This window comes from Crossiella sp. S99.2 (assembly GCF_023094165.1).
GTDB lineage: Bacteria > Actinomycetota > Actinomycetes > Mycobacteriales > Pseudonocardiaceae > Crossiella.
The window spans coordinates 297248-312525 of sequence record NZ_JALMDK010000009.1 but is presented as its reverse complement, the minus strand read 5'-3'; the positions used below and the strand labels follow the sequence as shown (position 1 = coordinate 312525).

Sequence of the window (15278 nt, the reverse complement as noted above, 5' to 3'; positions counted from 1 at the left end):
TGGGTCAGCCCGCGGCGGTCACCACGGGAGCGGCGCCCTCGACGGGCTCCATGTCCTCGGCGATCCGCATGGCCTCTTCGATCAGGGTCTCCACGATCTGCGACTCCGGCACGGTCTTGATGACCTTGCCCTTGACGAAGATCTGGCCCTTGCCGTTGCCGGAGGCGACCCCCAGGTCGGCCTCGCGGGCCTCACCGGGGCCGTTCACGACACAGCCCATGACCGCCACCCGCAGCGGCACCTCCATGCCCTCCAGACCGGCGGTGACCTGCTCGGCCAGGGTGTAGACGTCGACCTGGGCGCGGCCGCAGGAGGGGCAGGAGACGATCTCCAGCTTGCGCGGGCGCAGGTTGAGCGACTGCAGGATCTGGGTGCCGACCTTGATCTCCTCCACCGGCGGGGCGGAGAGCGAGACCCGGATGGTGTCGCCGATGCCGCGGGAGAGCAGCGCGCCGAAGGCCACCGCGGACTTGATGGTGCCCTGGAAAGTCGGGCCCGCCTCGGTGACGCCCAGGTGCAGCGGGTAGTCGCACTGCTCGGCCAGCAGCTCGTAGGCCCGGACCATGACGACCGGGTCGTTGTGCTTCACCGAGATCTTGATGTCGTGGTAGTCGTGTTCGGCGAAGAGCGAGGCCTCCCAGAGGGCCGACTCCACCAGCGCCTCCGGCGTGGCCTTGCCGTACTTGGCCAGCAGGCGCGGGTCCAGCGACCCGGCGTTGACGCCGATCCGGATCGGGATGCCCGCGTCCTTTGCCGCCTTGGCGATGTCCCCGACCTTGTCGTCGAACTTCTTGATGTTGCCCGGATTGACCCGGACCGCGGCGCAGCCGGCGTCAATGGCGGCGAATACGTACTTCGGCTGGAAATGGATATCCGCGATCACCGGAATACCGGACTTCTTCGCGATCGCCGGGAGCGCGTCCGCGTCGTCCTGGGACGGGCAGGCGACCCGCACGATGTCGCAGCCCGAAGCGGTCAGTTCGGCGATCTGCTGCAGGGTCGAGTTGACGTCAGAGGTCAGCGTGGTGGTCATGGATTGGATGGACACGGGGTGGTCGGAACCCACACCCACCTTGCCCACCTGGAGCTGACGGGTCTTGCGGCGCTCGGTCAGCACAGGCGGAGGCATCGCCGGAATGCCGAGCATGACACCGTCAACGGTCATCTTTGTTCAACTCCCCATAGGGTCGGCCGGTATTGACTACTTTACGCGACAGGGAAGTTCTCCCTTGGGGTCAGGTAGACCACCCCACGGACGGAAGTGTAACGAGATTCACCGCGCATGCATCTACGCAGAGTCACAAGTCTGCCGCCCAAACTGTGAGTTGGATCGATTCTGTCTTTCCCGAAAGGCTGTATGGGATGTGATCACAACTGCCGGTTGACTTCACCGCAAGGGTACTTGGCCGAACCATGATCTTCGCGGGGCAGGGGCGAGCGTCACGTGCGCGGCAGGTCAGCGAGCGATCCGGCGCAGGTCAGGCTCGGCGCCCCGCCGAGTTGGGCCAAGCGGTACGCCCACTTGGCCCAACCGGGCGTACGAGTTGGGCCAAGTCGACGGGTCAGCCGAGGCGGACGGGGTTGATGATGTCGGCGACCAGGACCAGGGCGCCGTAGGCGATGATCACCAGCGAGACGGCGTAGGCCAGCGGCATCAGCTTGGCGACGTCGAAGGGGCCCGGGTCGGGGCGGCGGCGGAGTTTGGCGAAGCCGCGGCGGACGGACTCGTACAGCGCGCCGGCGATGTGGCCGCCGTCCAGCGGGAGCATCGGCAGCATGTTGAACAGGAACAGGGACAGGTTCAGCGCGGCCAGGATGTTGATCATGGCGCTGATCCGCAGGTTGGCCGGGATGTCGGCGGCCGCGATCTCGCCGCCGATGCGGGCCACACCGACGATGCCGACCGGGGAGTTGCGGTCCCGTTCACCGCCGAAGACCGCGCTGACCAGGGCCGGGACCCGCTGCGGCAGCTGCACGATGGCGGCGGCCGCCTTGCCGAGCAGGCCGCCGATCTCGTGCACCACGCCGGTGACGCCCATGGTCTGCACCTCGGCGGTGGGCGAGAGTCCCAGGAAGCCGACGGTGACGTTCTTCTTCTCGTCGTCCAGGTCCGGCATCTCGGTGGCGATCAGCTTCGGGTTCAGCGTGAGCTGCTGCCCGCCGCGCTCGACCACCACCGGAATCGTCTTGCCGCCCGCCGCCCGGATCTCCAGCCGGACCGCGTCCCAGCTCTCCGCGGGCTTGCCGTTGAAGCTGAGGATCTTGTCGCCGGGCTGGAAACCGGCCGCACCCGCCGGGGCGGCCGGGGCGTCGGCCGGGCATTCCTTGGCGTTCTGCTGGCTGGCCGGCAGCACGCACTTGCTCACACTGGCCACCGTGGTGGTCGGCAGCAGCTTGCCGAAGCCCATCAGCGCGATGGAGAACAGCACCGCGGCCAGGATCAGGTTCATGAACGGTCCGGCGAACATGACGATGATCCGCTTCCACGGTTTCCGCTGGTAGAACTGGCGGTCACCGTCTTCCGGGCGGACCTCCTCGGCCGAGGCGCTGCGCGCGTCGTCGACCATCGAGGAGAACATGCCGGTGCTGCGGCTGCGGCCCAGCTTGCCGCCGCCCACCGGCGGCAACATCCCGATCATCCGGATGTAGCCGCCGAAGGGCAGCGCCTTGATGCCGTACTCGGTCTCGCCGACCTTCTTCGACCACAGCGTGCGCCCGAAGCCCACCATGTACTGGGTGACCTTGACGCCGAACAGCTTGGCCGTGCTGAGGTGGCCCAGCTCGTGCCAGGCGATGGAGAACAGGATCCCGAACACCAGGATCAGGACGCCCAGCACGAACATCATCTAGGTGGCTCCTCGTTCTGCTTACTCGGCCGTGGCGGGCACGCCGAGGAGTTCCTTGGCCCGGGTCCGGGCCCACTCCTCCGCTGCCAGCACCTCGTCAACGGTAGACGGTTCGGCGGACCACTGGTTGCCCTCATCCACAACCCGGGCGACCGTGTCCACAATGTCCAGGAAACCGAGGCCACCGGCACGGAAGGCGGCGACCGCCTCCTCGTTGGCCGCGTTGTACAGCGCGGGCATGCAGCCACCGGCCGTGCCCGCGGCCCTGGCCAGCGCCACCGCGGGGAACGCGGAGTCGTCCACCGGCTCGAAGGTCCAGGACTGGGCGAGGCTGAAGTCACAGGCTGGGGCCACGTCGGTGAGCCGGTCCGGCCAGGCCAGGGACAGCGCGATGGGCAGCCGCATGTCCGGCGGGCTGGCCTGGGCCAGGGTGGAGCCGTCGCTGAAGGTGACCATCGAGTGCACGATGGACTGCGGGTGCACGACGACGTCGATCTGGTCGTACGGCACGCCGTAGAGCAGCTGGGCCTCGATCAGCTCCAGCCCCTTGTTGATCATGGTGGCCGAGTTGATGGTGATCACTGGGCCCATCGACCAGTTCGGGTGCGCCATCGCCTGTTCCAGCGTGACCTGGGCCATCTGCTCCCTGGTGCGACCGCGGAAGGGGCCACCGGAGGCGGTCAGCACCAGCTTGGCGACCTCGCTGGCGCGTCCGCCGCGCAGGCACTGGGCGAGCGCGGAGTGCTCGGAGTCCACCGGCACGATCTGGCCCGGCTTGGCCAGCTTGGTGACCAGCGGACCGCCCGCGACCAGCGATTCCTTGTTGGCCAGCGCGAGCACCGCGCCGCTTTCCAGCGCGGCCAGCGTCGGGGCCAGGCCCTGCGAGCCGGGCATCGCGTTGAGCACCACGTCCGCCGGGTTGCCCTTGATCAGCTCGACCATCGAGCCCGGCCCGGCCAGGATCCGCGGCAGCCGCAGCTCACCGCGCTCGAACCCGCGCTGCTGCGCCTCGGCGTACAGCGCGAGCTGCAGGTCCTCCACGGCAGTCGCCCGCGCCAGCGCGACCACGGGCACCTCGAACTCCAGCGCCTGCGCGGCCACCGTGGCGGCGTCGCTGCCGCCCGCGGCGAGCCCGGCCACCCGGAAGCGGTCCGGGTGCCGACGGATGACATCCAGCGTCTGGGTGCCGATCGACCCGGTCGAGCCGAGCAGAATGACGGAACGCTGTGACTCGGAAGTGGGCATTCGGTACTCCATCACGGTCATTCTCCCTGATCCGGAATGCGGCCCGCCGCACGCGGCAGGACCATGCAGCCATCCTCGGGCATCGGCGCTCAGACGAGTGATCAGCAACAGGGTGTGAACGCCGAAGCGCCGGGTAACTCTGTCAGTGCGCAACGCGAGTCGCGCCACCGATGGCGCGATCAACTAAAAGGAGAGTCACGTGGGCATCCTCGGGTGGATCGTGGTCGGTCTCATCGCAGGTGCGCTGGCCAAGGCCATCATGCCCGGCAAGGACCCCGGCGGAATCCTGGTGACGATGCTGATCGGCATCGTCGGCGGCGTCCTCGGCGGCTTCGTCGGCCGGCTGATCTTCAACACCGACACCGGGTCCTTCTTCAACCTGCGGACCTGGCTGCTCTCGATCCTGGGCGCGGTGATCGTGCTCGCCATCTACCGGCTGGTCGTCGGGAAGAAAACCGCGGCTTGACCCTGAGCTGACGCTCACCGAAGCCCGGGACACCGTCGTTGTCCCGGGCTTCCGGCTGTTCAGGGACCGGTGGTCAGGACTTGATCACGCCACGCTGTGCGGCGGCCCTGGCCAGCCACTGCCCGGCCCGGTCGGCCAGCCGGGGGAAGTGCCGGTAGAGCCCGCTGACCAGGTGCGCGCTGCCCGGCGCGATGACCACGGCCTTGTTCCGGTCGATGCCGTGCAGCACGGCCTTGGCCAGCTGCTCGGGCTGGAAGGCCGGTCCCTTGCTCTCCAGGGCGGTGATCCGCTGCGCGCTGGGCACCGGCGGCAGGCCGGGGTTGGGGGTGAAGCCGGTGTTGGTCATGCCGGGGCAGACCACGGTGACCTTGACCCCGCGGGCCGCGGCCTCGGCGCGCAGCGTCTTGCTCAGCCCGACCACCGCGTGCTTGGTGGCCGCGTACGGCGCGATCATCGGGAATGGGGCCAGGCCGGCCACCGAGGCCATGTTCACGATGTGGCCGCAGCCCTGCTCCAGCATGATCGGGTAGGCCGCGTGCACGCCGTGGATGACCCCGCGCAGGTTCACATCCACCGCGAGGTTCCAGTGCTCCAGACCGAGGTCCTCCACCGCGCCCGCGATGATCACCCCGGCGTTGTTGATCATCAGGTCGAGCTTGCCGTGCTCCGCGCGCGCCGCCCGCACCACCTGGCCGACCGCGGCCGCGTCGGTGACGTCCAGCTGGGCCGCGCCGGCCTGTCCGGGCCCGTGCCCGGTGAGCCGCTCGGCCACCTCTTTCGCCTTGTCCCCGTTGAGGTCCGTGACCACGACCGTGTCGCCGCGCAGGACCAGTGCCGTCGCGATCGCCCGTCCGATGCCGGACGCCGCGCCGGTCACCACCGCCACCCTTGTCATGACCGAGAGCAATACCACGGTCACCGGATGAGGTCATGGGCCGATGGTCAGAAGTGCCCTGTGAGACCGGCGACGCCGGGGGCCATTGGCCACCCGGCGCCGCCGATCTGGAGAACCTGTGGCCGGTCAGGACCGGCTCAGGGTCACTTGGTGCTGTACACGCGGATCTTCATCGAGGTGCCGTCCTGCTGGAGCACCCGGATGCCGACGCCGGCGCCCGGCACCTTCACGCCCGCGGTCGGCTGTGCGGCCGACCAGTAGGGCTTGGTGTCGTCGAACAGCGGCTTGGCGGACTGTCCCCGCACGTAGCTCGACTTGCCGTTCACGTGCAGCGTGAACGAGTCGGACTTCTGCAGCGAGAACGGTGCGTCGTAGCCTGCGATGCGCGGCCGCCAGGCCTGACCCTCGAGGTTGTAGATCGGGTCGGGGTTGGCGTCGATCGGCAGGATCAGGCCCTCACCGGGGTGCGCGCTGGTGTTGTTGTCCACCTGCGAGGTGTCCCAGTAGGAGACCAGCAGACCGTCCTGGTACGGGAACCGCTCCGCCCAGCGCGGGCGAGCCGGCCAGCCGTAGTTGTACGGGCCCACCTGCATGTACTTGTCGAAGGAGGCGTAGGTCCGGTTCGTGGCCACGTAGAAGTGGTCGAAGGACTTGGTCTCCGTGCCGGTGGTGGTGCGGAAGCCCTTGAGCGTCCACCCGTTGTTGCCGCTCTCCGCGCCGTCGGTGAACACCGTCTGGCCGTCGGCGACGATCTTGAGGTCGTCGGCGAAGAAGCCGATCGGGGCCACGCCGCCATCGGTGATGTAGCGGAAGCGGACCAGCGCCTTCTTGCCGGCGATGGGGGTCAGCGGGATCTGGGTGTCGACCCACTTGCCGGCGCTGGTGTCGGTGATGGCCGGCTTGTCCGCGGCGTCCTTGGGGAACGCCTTGCCGTCCAGCGTGCCGTCCAGCGCGGTCCAGTTGGCCCCGTTGTCGGTGGAGTACTGCGCGTAGACGTAGTCGAAGTCGACCTCGATGTCGTAGCGCGCCTTGAGACTCAGCGTCGCCGCGGCCTTGCCGGTGAGGTCGACCTCCCTGGTGAGGGTGTTGTCCAGGCCGTCGCCCTGGCCACTCCACCACTGGTTGGCGCCGGCGAAGGGCGCGCCCAGCTGGCTGGTCTTCTGCTTGTCCGGCAACACGACCACGACACCCTGTGCCTTGTCGGTGTTGTACTCGTGCGGACCGAGGTCCAGCTGCTTGTCCTGGCCCGCGACCACGGTCTCGTAGTCCAGCCAGCCCAGCTGCAGCTTGTCCCAGGCGGACAGGTCAGCCGCGCGGGTGCCGATGCCCTCGTTGGCCGGGGAGACCCGGCTCTGGCCCATCAGCGACCACCAGTTGACGCCGTTCTCCGACGCCCCGCCCGGTCCGGCGGTGTCGTAGTGGTCCGGCAGGCCGAGGTCGTGGCCGTACTCGTGCGCGAACACGCCGAGCCCGCCGTTCTCCGGCTGGATGGTGTAGTCGCCGACCCAGATGCCGGTGTCACCGATCTGGGCGCCGCCGCGCTTGTTGAAGCCGGGGCCGGTCTGGCCGGAGCTGGTGTTGTAGGCGTACCAGCGGTGGGACCAGATCGCGTCCTCGCCCTGGTGCGGGTCGGCGTCGGCCTGGTCGCCGCCGGAGTGCACGATCTGGAAGTGGTCCAGGTAGCCGTCGGGCTCGTTGAAGTCGCCGTCGGCGTCGTAGTCGTACCGGTCCCAGGTGTCGTACTCGGCCAGCTTGGCCTTGATCTGCTCGGTGGTCTCACCGGCGGCCTTGCGGTCGGCGGCCCACTGGTTCACGCCGTCCTTGACCAGTTCCCAGGTGTTGTTGCAGGTGCTACCCGGGCACGGGAAACCGTTGGAGCGGCCGTAGCGCGCCTCGTTGTACTTGACCTTGACCCAGTCGGTGACCAGGCCGTCGACCGAGTACCGGCCGGAGGACTGCCGCTCGTAGAAGGTCTTCAGCGACTCGACGTTCTCGCCGGTGCCGAAGTACATCTTCTGGAAGTGGTCCTTGGAGTAGTCCGGCTGCCAGATGGTCGCGTTGTCCTGGCCGCGGTTGGGGGCCGGGATCTCGTTGTGCAGCGGGCCGTCGAAGCGGGCCGGACCAGGGGTCGCCGCGTGGGTGTCCTGGTCGGGGTACTGCGGGTGCCGGTCGTTGCCGAACTCGGTCAGGATGACGAAGATCTTGTCGGTCTTCTCCCTGGCCAGCTCCACGAACTGGTCGACCCGAGGGGACTCGACCGACTTGGCCGCCCGCTCCTGGCCGTTGACCTGCGGCTGCTGCTTGGGCGCGTCGCCAAGCTTGACCACGGTCGAGGAGCCGCGCTTCTCGGTCTTGGCCTCGCCGGAGAGGACCTGCGTGAGCGCCTCGGTGCGCAGCGCCCGCCGCTTGTCCTCCAGCGGGTTGGGCATCTCGTGCTCTGCCTCAACCTCGTTCACGGTCTTGGTCTTGGTGTCCGCGGCCGGTGCCGCGGTGGCGGACCAAGGCGCCGCCGCGCCGAGCAAAGCCACTACGGCCAGCCCGACGGTCATTCTTCTGTGCACGTGCCCTCCCGTGACAGGCGTCGGAGCAGATCAGGTGTGCAGTGACGCTCCGACAGCATGTTGAACGGAAGGAACCATACGAGCGATCCCGGCCAGGTGAAATGGTCAATACGCTTCGTGATGAAGCGGTTGCCTTTCGGCCCGCGCCCGGATGGCGGCGGTCAATCCGATCGACTGGTTGACTTGACCATGAGTGCACAGGCGGCGCGTGCCGCCGGATGAGGAGCCGCCGGATGACCGCCAGCGCGCAGCGGGTGCGCCAGGCCCGTGACCTGCTCGGGCAGGTCCACCAGCAGTTGGCCGAAGGGGGTAGCCGGGACCCCTCGATGGAGGAGGTGGTGAGCATCCTTACGGAGCTACCGGGCCTGCTCAGAGCCACTGCGGGGCTACTCGACCAGGTCGATCCGGCGGTCGCCGCGGTGGTGCTGAACAGCGCCTCCTCGCCGGGCTGGCTGCACTCCCCTGCCGAACGCGCCCGCTATGTGGCCAGCGCGCTGCGGAGCAAGGCCGACGACGTCGTGGGGATCACCGCGAAGCTGCGGCTGGCGCGCTGAACAGGTCTGGACCCATGCGCGGATTGCCAGTTTTGCATGGGTGCCCAGAGAGCCTGTTCAGCGCGATTCCCAGTTTTACCGTCACTACCCGGTGTTCACCCGATCGGGCTGGTCAACTCCAGTTTTCCGCCCCATCGCGCACAGCGCGGCGGCGGCCAGCAACACCCCGGCGGCCACCGCCGCGGTGACCTGCATGCCGCTGACGAAGGCGACTCGGGCGGCCTCGGCGAGCGCGGGCCCGGCCGGCCCGGTCAGCCCCTCGGCCACCGCGACCGCGCCGGCCGGGGTGTCCCTGGCCGCCTCGGCCGCGGCGGCGGGCAGTCCGGGCGGCAGCGCGCCGGTGATCTCGCCGCGGTAGACGAGTCCGATGCCGATGCTGCCCAGCACGGCCATGCCCAGCGCGCCGCCCAGTTCGGTGCCGGTCTCCGACAGCGCCGAGGCCGCGCCCGCGCGTCCTGGCGGGGCCGCGGCCAGCACCAGGTCGTTGGCCAGCGCGGTGACCAGGCCGAGGCCGAGGGCGGTCACGGTCATCCCGGCCACCACGGCGAGCAGTCCGGTGCGGTCGGTGGCCACGGTGGTCAGCAGCACCAGGCCGGCCGCGCCGACCACCAGTCCGGCCGCGATCACCAGGCCAGAGCGGAACCGCCGGGCCAGCGCCGGGCCGAGCGCGGTGCCGATGGCCATGCCCGCGAACACCGGCAGGCCCCAGAGTGCGGCCACGAACGGCCGGTAACCGAGCACGGTCTGCAGGTACTGGGCGGTGAACAGGGTGATGCCGCCGATGGCGAACAGGGTCAGCGTGGCGGCCAGGATGGCGGTCCCGAAGCCCGGGACGCGGAACAGGCCCAGGTCCAGCAGCGGGTCCGGGCGGCGCTGGCGGCGCAGGAACCACAGGCCGAAACCCAGGCCGAGCAGGATCGCGGTGACCGGCAGCCAGCCGAGGCCGTCGGCGGCGATGCGTTTGATGCCGTAGATCGCCGGCAGCAGGGCCAGCAGTGAGAGCCGCGCGCTAAGCAGGTCGAACCGGCCGGGCGCGGGGTCACGGGATTCCGGCAGCAGCACCGGGCCGAGCAGCAACAGCAGCGCCATCGCGGGCACGTTGACCAGGAACGCGGTCCCCCAGTGGAAGTTCTCCAGCAGCAGTCCGCCGAGCACCGGCCCGAGCACCGCGCCGCCGGCGAAGGCCGCGGTCCACACCGAGACCGCGGTGGCCCGCTGGGCCGGGTCGGGGAACATCGCGCGGATCAGCGCGAGGGTGGACGGGGCCAGGGTGGCGCCGCCGACGCCGAGCAGCGCCCTGGCGGCGATCAGCAGTTCCGGGCTGGTGGCGTTCGCGGCCAGCACCGAGGCCAGGCCGAAGAGCACTCCCCCGGCCAGCAGCAGTTTCCGGCGTCCGATGCGGTCGCCCAGGGTGCCCATGGTCACCAGCAGGCCGGCCAGCAGGAAGCCGTAGACGTCCATGATCCACAGCAGCTGTCCCCCGGACGGCTGAAGTTCGGCGGACAGGAACGGCACCGCGAACAGCAGTACGGACAGATCCATGGCCACCAGCAGGGCCGGGAGCACCAGCACCGCCAGGCCCAGCCATTGCCGCACCCCCGCGCGGTCAGACAAATCGGTCATGGCACTGAAATATACGTATGTCTAATACATTTGTATAGATTCTAGGATGTCGGCGTGGGACACCGTGAAGATCTGTTGGCCGGGGCCAAGCGCTGCCTGCTGGAGCGCGGCTACGCGCGCACCACGGCGCGGGACATCGTCGCCGCCTCCGGGACCAACCTCGCCAGCATCGGGTACCACTTCGGCTCCAAGGAGGCGTTGCTGACCCAGGCCCTGATCGAGGCGCTCACCGAGACCAGCGCTGAAGTGGAGCGGGCCATACCGGTCCGCCCGGACGCCCCCGTGATGCAGCGGCTGGAGGCGACCTGGAACCAGGTGATCACCTCCGCCACCGAGCAGCCCGAGCTGTGGCGGGCCAGCCTGGAGGCGTTCCTGGTCGGCGTGCGGCAGCCGCAGGTGATGGAGGTGCTCAAGGGGCTCTACGCGGCACAACGCCAGGAGTTCATCGCCGAGTTCAACGGCATCCCCCTGGAGCAGGTGGACCAGCGGGACGCGGACACCCTGGGCTCCCTGATGCTGGCCATCGCGGCGGGACTCACCTTGCAGACGATGGTCGACCCAGCCCGCGCCCCCCGCTCAGCCGACCTGGCGGCAGGACTACGCACCCTCGCCACCGCCCTGGAAGCCGACACCCCCTCCTGACCCCCGACGCGAGTGTTGGCCGTTATGGACGGTGTGTTGGCCGTTGTAGGCGGCATGTTGGCCGTTGTTGTACGCCACGTTGGCCGTTGTTGTACGGCCGCCGGCCGGGGTGGGGTGTGCCCTCCCCCGGCTGACGGGGGTGGGGAACCGCTCGGGGGAGTGTGAAAAGCCACCCCGGCCGCTGGTTTTCGGGCTTCACCCACCCACAACGGCCAACCTGGCGTACCACTTCGGCCAACACACCGTCCGCAACGGCCAACACGCCGGTGGGGGTTAGGGGGTTGTGGTCAGGTTTAGGTGGGTGCCTGCTTTTCGGGCTCGCCAGGAGGCTGTGGCTACGCCGGCTAGCAGCAGGACGGCGCTGGTGGCGACCATGGCGGTGGAGAGGGCGACTATTTCTGGGGAGATGCCGCGTTTGCTGGCTTGGCCGTAGATGAAGACCGGCAGGGTGGTGGAGCCCGCGTCGCCCAGGTAGCTGGAGATGACCACGTCGTCGAAGGAGAGCAGGAAGGCGAAGGCTGCGCCTGCGGCTACCGCGGGGGCGACCAGGGGCCAGGTCACGGTGCGGAAGGCGGTGAAGGGGGGTGCGCCGAGGTCGGCGGCGGCTTCTTCCAGGCGGGGGTCCATGCCTGCCAGGCGGGCTCGGACTACTACGACCACGAAGCTGAGGGAGAAGGCTACGTGCGCGGCGAGCAGGGCGCCGAAGCCGAGGGGGATGCCGGCGAGTTTGACGCAGAAGGCGAGCAGGCTGATGCCCATCACCACCTCGGGCACCACCAGGGGCAGGGTGAGCAGGACCGTCCAGATGGCTCGGCCGCGGAAGGCTTTGCGGAGGCCGAAGGCGGCCAGGGTGCCTAGCAAGACGCAGACCAGGGCGCTGGAGAAAGCCAGGCGCAGGGTCAGGCCGAGGGCGGTGAGGACTCGGTCGTCTTCGGCCAGGGCGGTGTACCAGCGGGTGCTGAAGCCGGTGATCCGGCTTACCTGGGCGGAGTCGTTGAACGACGCCAGGGCCAGCCAGCCGATCGGCAGGTAGAGGAAGGCGAAGACCAGGGCCACGGACAGGCCGAGTTTCCAGGGGCGTCTCACAGCACGTCCTCTCCTCGACGGCCGCGCAGCACGAGCACCAGGACGACCAGCACCAGCAGCAGTACCGCCATGGCCGAGCCGAGTGGCCAGTTGTTGCCGCTGCGGAACTGGTCGTCGATGACGCTGCCGAAGGTGGACTGGTCCACCCCGCCGAGCAGTTTCGGCGTGACGAAATCGCCCGCGGCCGGGACCAGCACCAGCAGTGAGCCGGCCAGCACGCCGGGCGCGACCCCGGGCAGCACGATCCGGAAGAAGGTGGACGCCCGGCCGTGGCCCAGGTCGTAACTCGCCTCGGCCAGGCGGTGGTCGAAGCGTTCGCAGGCCACATAGAGCGGCAGCACCATGAACGGCAGGAAGCCGTAGCTGAGGCCGAGGATCACCGCGCCGTCGGTGCGCAGGAAGCCGCCGTCGGCGTTCAGGCCGATCAGGCCGAGGGTTTGGTTGACCAGGCCGTCGTCGTCGAGCAGGGCCTTCCAGGCGTAGATGCGGGCCAGGTAGGAGGACCAGAACGGGACCAGCACCGCGGCCAGTAGCGCGGTGCGCCAGCGCCCGCCGTGCCGGGCGATGAACCAGGCCAGCGGGAAGCCCAGCAGCAGGCAGACCGCGGTGGTGGCCAGGGCATACAGGAGAGTGCGGCCGAAGATGGGCAGGAAGGCCGGATCCAGGGCGCTGCGGTATGCCTGGCTGGTCCAGGGCAGCACCACGTGCGTGACGCCGGTGTCGCGGGTGGCGAAGCTGTACTGCACCACCAGCGCGAGCGGGGCCAGCAGGAACAGCGCCAGCCACAGTCCGGCCGGGGAGAGCAGCGCGTGCCGTTTGAGCTGCGCGGCGAAGCGTCCGGTCAACCCGTCTTCACCTTGGTCCACGCGTCGGCGTAGCGGGCCTCGACCTCCCGGTCCAGGTCCTTGGTGAAGGGCAGTTTGGCCAGCGCCTCGGCCGAGGGGTAGACTAGCGGGTCCTCCAGCAACTCCTTCTCGATCATCGGCTTGGCCGCGGCGTTGGGGCTGCCGTAGCGGACCGCGTTGGCCAGTTTCGCGCCCACGTCGGCGCGCAGGATGTAGTCGATGAACCGGTGCGCGTTGGCCGCGTGCGGGGCGTTCTTGGGCACGCACAACAGGTCCACATAGGACAGTCCGCCCTCGGTGGGGATGGCGTAGGCGACGTCGGCGTTGTCGTCGCGGGCCTGGAAAGCGTCGCCGGAGTAGACCTGGGCGAGCACCACCTGGCCGGAGGCGAGCGGCTGGATCACGTCCGAGGTGATCTGGCCGATCTTCTTCTTCAGCGCCAGCAGGTACTTCACCGCGTCCTCGATCTTGCCGGCGTCGGTGGTGTTCGGGTCGTGGCCCAGCGCGAGCAGGCCCAGCGACATGCCGTCGCGGGCCTCGTCCAGGATCGAGCTGCGGCCCTTGATCGCCGGGTGGTCGAAGGCGCCGAAGCCGGTGAAGGTGCCCAGGGTCTTCTTGGAGTAGGCCAGCCCCGTCGTGCCCCAGGCCCACGGCGTGGAGAAGCGGTTGCCCGGGTCGTAGTCGGCGTCGGTGAAGCGCTTGTCCAGGTTGCGCAGGTTCGGGATCAGGTCGTGGTCCAGCGGCTGGAGCAGGCCGGCGCGGCGGAAGCGTCGCAGGAAATTGTCGCTGGGCACCACCAGGTCGTAGCCTGCGCCACCGGAAGCGATCTTGGCTTCCATCTCGTCGTTGGAGCTGAAGTTGTCGTAGGTGACCTTGATGCCCGAGTCGGCCTCGAACCCGCTGAGGGTGTCCGGCGCGATGTAGTCGGTCCAGTTGTAGAAGTTGAGCTGCTTCTCGTCCTTGGCGTTGCTCGCCTTGACCTTGCTCGGCTCCGGCGCGCCACTCGGCCCGCCGCCGGGGGCCTCGCCGATGCCGCAGGCGGTCAGCCCCTGGGCGGCCACCGCGAAGAAGGCCATCGAGCGCAGCATGCCGCGGCGGGTGACCCGCGGGCTGTCGGTGTCCCACAACCGGGCGATCCGCACCTGCTTGGTCATGGCCTCTTCCCCTGCTCGCCGAGGACAACGGTGTACTCCGGATCCCAGGCCAGCCGCACCGGCTGCCCTGGCGTGCCCGCGTCGGAGATCCGGCGGGTGTTCTGCACGAAGGCGACCAGCTGGCCGCCGCCGGGCACGTCGATCACGTACTGGGTGGACAGGCCGGTGTAGACCACGTCCAGCACGGTGCCCGCCAGCGCGCACCAGCCCGCGGGTGGCTGCTCGGCGCCGTCGAGGTCGTAGAGGTGCAATTTCTCCGGCCGCACGGTGACCGCGACCGGCTCGCCGTGCCCGAGGGCCCGGCCGGGAGCCTGGGCGCGCAGCCGGGTGACGCCGGGGGTGGCCAGCTCCAGCCAGCCGTCGGCGGACCCGGACACGGTGGCGTCCAGGATGTTGGAGGTGCCGATGAACCCGGCCACGAACCGGGTCGCGGGCCGCTCGTAGACGTCCTCGGGGTAGCCGACCTGCTCCACCTTGCCCGCGTTGAGCACCGCGATCCGGTGCGAGAGGACCAGCGCCTCCTCCTGGTCGTGGGTGACGTAGAGGAAGGTGGTGCCGACCTCGCGCTGGATCCGCATCAGCTCGATCTGCATCTGCTTGCGCAACTGGGCGTCCAGCGCGCCCAGCGGCTCGTCCAGCAGCAACAGCCGGGGCTGGGCGGCCAGCGCGCGGGCGATGGCCACCCGCTGCTGCTGCCCGCCGGAGAGCTGGGCGGGCCGCCGCCGGGCGAACCCGGACAGCTGCACCAGGTCCAGGTGCTCGCCGACCCGCTGCCTCAGTTCCGCGCCGCGCAGCTTCTTGCGGCGCAGCCCGTAGGCCACGTTGTCCCACACGCTCAGGTGCGGGAACAGCGCGTAGGACTGGAAGACGGTGTTCACATCGCGCCGGTAGGGCGGCACGCCGACCATGGACACCCCGTCCAGCTCGATCCGCCCGGCGTCCGGGTCGGCGAAGCCGGCGATCATCCGCAGCAGCGTGGTCTTGCCGCAGCCGGAGGGGCCGAGCACGGAGAAGAACTCGCCCTCGTGCACCCGCAGGTCCACGCCGTCGACGGCGACCTGGTCGGCGAATCGGCGGGTGACACCGTGGATCCCGACCGCGACCGGGGCGTAGGTGTCCGGGGTGCGCGCTTCGACGGGGTGGAACTCAGCGGTCAATCCGAGGACCTCCAGGCACAGCGGTGCCCCGGTCGGGGCGGCGGGATCGGGGCGAGGACGCGCCCGGCGGCGGGCTGGGCACGCGGGAGGTCAGCGTAATAGAGCAGGGCCGATCCCCGGAAAACGTGCCCGGCGTGAGTCCGGGGGCCCCGTGTGCGACGATGGGCATGTAGACGACCTACTTGTTGGCGTGGAGGGAACGAT

The 15278-nt window shown here is 69.5% G+C and carries 13 protein-coding genes; 3 read left to right on the top strand and 10 right to left on the bottom strand.

Annotated elements, in window-relative coordinates; all coding sequences use genetic code 11:
- Positions 1 to 4 precede the first annotated feature (4 nt).
- The 3 genes from ispG to dxr form a co-directional block, all read right to left on the bottom strand.
- The gene (gene ispG / locus MZC64_RS32145; protein WP_247760498.1) at positions 5 to 1165 is read right to left on the bottom strand and encodes a flavodoxin-dependent (E)-4-hydroxy-3-methylbut-2-enyl-diphosphate synthase; all 1161 of its coding nucleotides are present in this window, start codon (positions 1163 to 1165) and stop codon (positions 5 to 7) included.
- Positions 1166 to 1562: 397 nt separating this feature from the next.
- The gene (locus MZC64_RS32140) at positions 1563 to 2846 is read right to left on the bottom strand and encodes an RIP metalloprotease (RefSeq protein ID WP_247760499.1); all 1284 of its coding nucleotides are present in this window, start codon (positions 2844 to 2846) and stop codon (positions 1563 to 1565) included.
- 21 nt (positions 2847 to 2867) lie between these two features.
- The gene (gene dxr / locus MZC64_RS32135; protein ID WP_247760500.1) at positions 2868 to 4091 is read right to left on the bottom strand and encodes a 1-deoxy-D-xylulose-5-phosphate reductoisomerase; all 1224 of its coding nucleotides are present in this window, start codon (positions 4089 to 4091) and stop codon (positions 2868 to 2870) included.
- A gap of 199 nt (positions 4092 to 4290) precedes the next feature.
- Here dxr and MZC64_RS32130 point away from each other — a divergent pair, with 199 nt between their 5' ends.
- Positions 4291 to 4557: a GlsB/YeaQ/YmgE family stress response membrane protein gene (locus MZC64_RS32130; RefSeq protein ID WP_247760501.1), complete on the top strand. Its 267-nt coding sequence runs from the start codon at positions 4291 to 4293 to the stop codon at positions 4555 to 4557.
- Positions 4558 to 4630: 73 nt separating this feature from the next.
- On the opposite strand, the gene MZC64_RS32125 is transcribed toward MZC64_RS32130, so the two are convergent.
- Positions 4631 to 5476 carry an SDR family oxidoreductase gene (locus tag MZC64_RS32125; RefSeq protein WP_247760502.1) on the bottom strand — a complete coding sequence of 282 codons (846 nt, stop codon included), beginning with the start codon at positions 5474 to 5476 and terminating at the stop codon, positions 4631 to 4633.
- 119 nt (positions 5477 to 5595) lie between these two features.
- Complete coding sequence (locus MZC64_RS32120) at positions 5596 to 8013, bottom strand: immune inhibitor A domain-containing protein (protein ID WP_247760503.1); 2418 nt, start codon at positions 8011 to 8013, stop codon at positions 5596 to 5598.
- A gap of 233 nt (positions 8014 to 8246) precedes the next feature.
- Between MZC64_RS32120 and MZC64_RS32115 the strand changes: the two genes are divergently transcribed.
- Positions 8247 to 8567 carry a hypothetical protein gene (locus MZC64_RS32115; RefSeq protein WP_247760504.1) on the top strand — a complete coding sequence of 107 codons (321 nt, stop codon included), beginning with the start codon at positions 8247 to 8249 and terminating at the stop codon, positions 8565 to 8567.
- An 84-nt stretch (positions 8568 to 8651) separates the two neighbouring features.
- On the opposite strand, the gene MZC64_RS32110 is transcribed toward MZC64_RS32115, so the two are convergent.
- Entirely contained in the window at positions 8652 to 10190 is a 1539-nt protein-coding gene (locus MZC64_RS32110; protein WP_247760505.1) for an MFS transporter, read from the bottom strand.
- A gap of 54 nt (positions 10191 to 10244) precedes the next feature.
- On the opposite strand from MZC64_RS32110, the gene MZC64_RS32105 reads away from it, so the two are divergent.
- Positions 10245 to 10832, top strand: a complete 588-nt coding sequence (locus MZC64_RS32105; protein ID WP_247760506.1) for a TetR/AcrR family transcriptional regulator — start codon at positions 10245 to 10247, stop codon at positions 10830 to 10832.
- Between the two features lie 273 nt (positions 10833 to 11105).
- On the opposite strand, the gene MZC64_RS32100 is transcribed toward MZC64_RS32105, so the two are convergent.
- Genes MZC64_RS32100 through MZC64_RS32085 form a run of 4 tightly spaced genes read right to left on the bottom strand, consistent with a single transcriptional unit; the run spans position 11106 to position 15074 of the window.
- Complete coding sequence (locus MZC64_RS32100; protein ID WP_247760507.1) at positions 11106 to 11918, bottom strand: ABC transporter permease; 813 nt, start codon at positions 11916 to 11918, stop codon at positions 11106 to 11108.
- Positions 11915 to 12763, bottom strand: a complete 849-nt coding sequence (locus tag MZC64_RS32095; protein ID WP_247760508.1) for an ABC transporter permease — start codon at positions 12761 to 12763, stop codon at positions 11915 to 11917. Before MZC64_RS32095 ends, MZC64_RS32100 begins: the two co-directional genes overlap by 4 nt.
- Positions 12760 to 13917, bottom strand: a complete 1158-nt coding sequence (locus MZC64_RS32090) for a spermidine/putrescine ABC transporter substrate-binding protein (RefSeq protein ID WP_247760509.1) — start codon at positions 13915 to 13917, stop codon at positions 12760 to 12762. The genes MZC64_RS32095 and MZC64_RS32090 overlap by 4 nt, the downstream gene beginning before the upstream one ends.
- A complete protein-coding gene (locus MZC64_RS32085; protein ID WP_247760510.1) occupies positions 13914 to 15074 on the bottom strand; it encodes an ABC transporter ATP-binding protein in 1161 nt (386 codons plus the stop codon). The genes MZC64_RS32090 and MZC64_RS32085 overlap by 4 nt, the downstream gene beginning before the upstream one ends.
- Between the last annotated feature and the right edge of the window lie 204 nt (positions 15075 to 15278).

Coding starts and splice junctions, on each gene's coding strand:
- ispG (WP_247760498.1), bottom strand. CDS start 1,165: ATGACCGTTGACGGTGTCATGCTCGGCATTCCGGCGATGCCTCCGCCT.
- MZC64_RS32140 (WP_247760499.1), bottom strand. CDS start 2,846: ATGATGTTCGTGCTGGGCGTCCTGATCCTGGTGTTCGGGATCCTGTTC.
- dxr (WP_247760500.1), bottom strand. CDS start 4,091: ATGCCCACTTCCGAGTCACAGCGTTCCGTCATTCTGCTCGGCTCGACC.
- MZC64_RS32115 (WP_247760504.1), top strand. CDS start 8,247: ATGACCGCCAGCGCGCAGCGGGTGCGCCAGGCCCGTGACCTGCTCGGG.
- MZC64_RS32110 (WP_247760505.1), bottom strand. CDS start 10,190: ATGACCGATTTGTCTGACCGCGCGGGGGTGCGGCAATGGCTGGGCCTG.
- MZC64_RS32090 (WP_247760509.1), bottom strand. CDS start 13,917: ATGACCAAGCAGGTGCGGATCGCCCGGTTGTGGGACACCGACAGCCCG.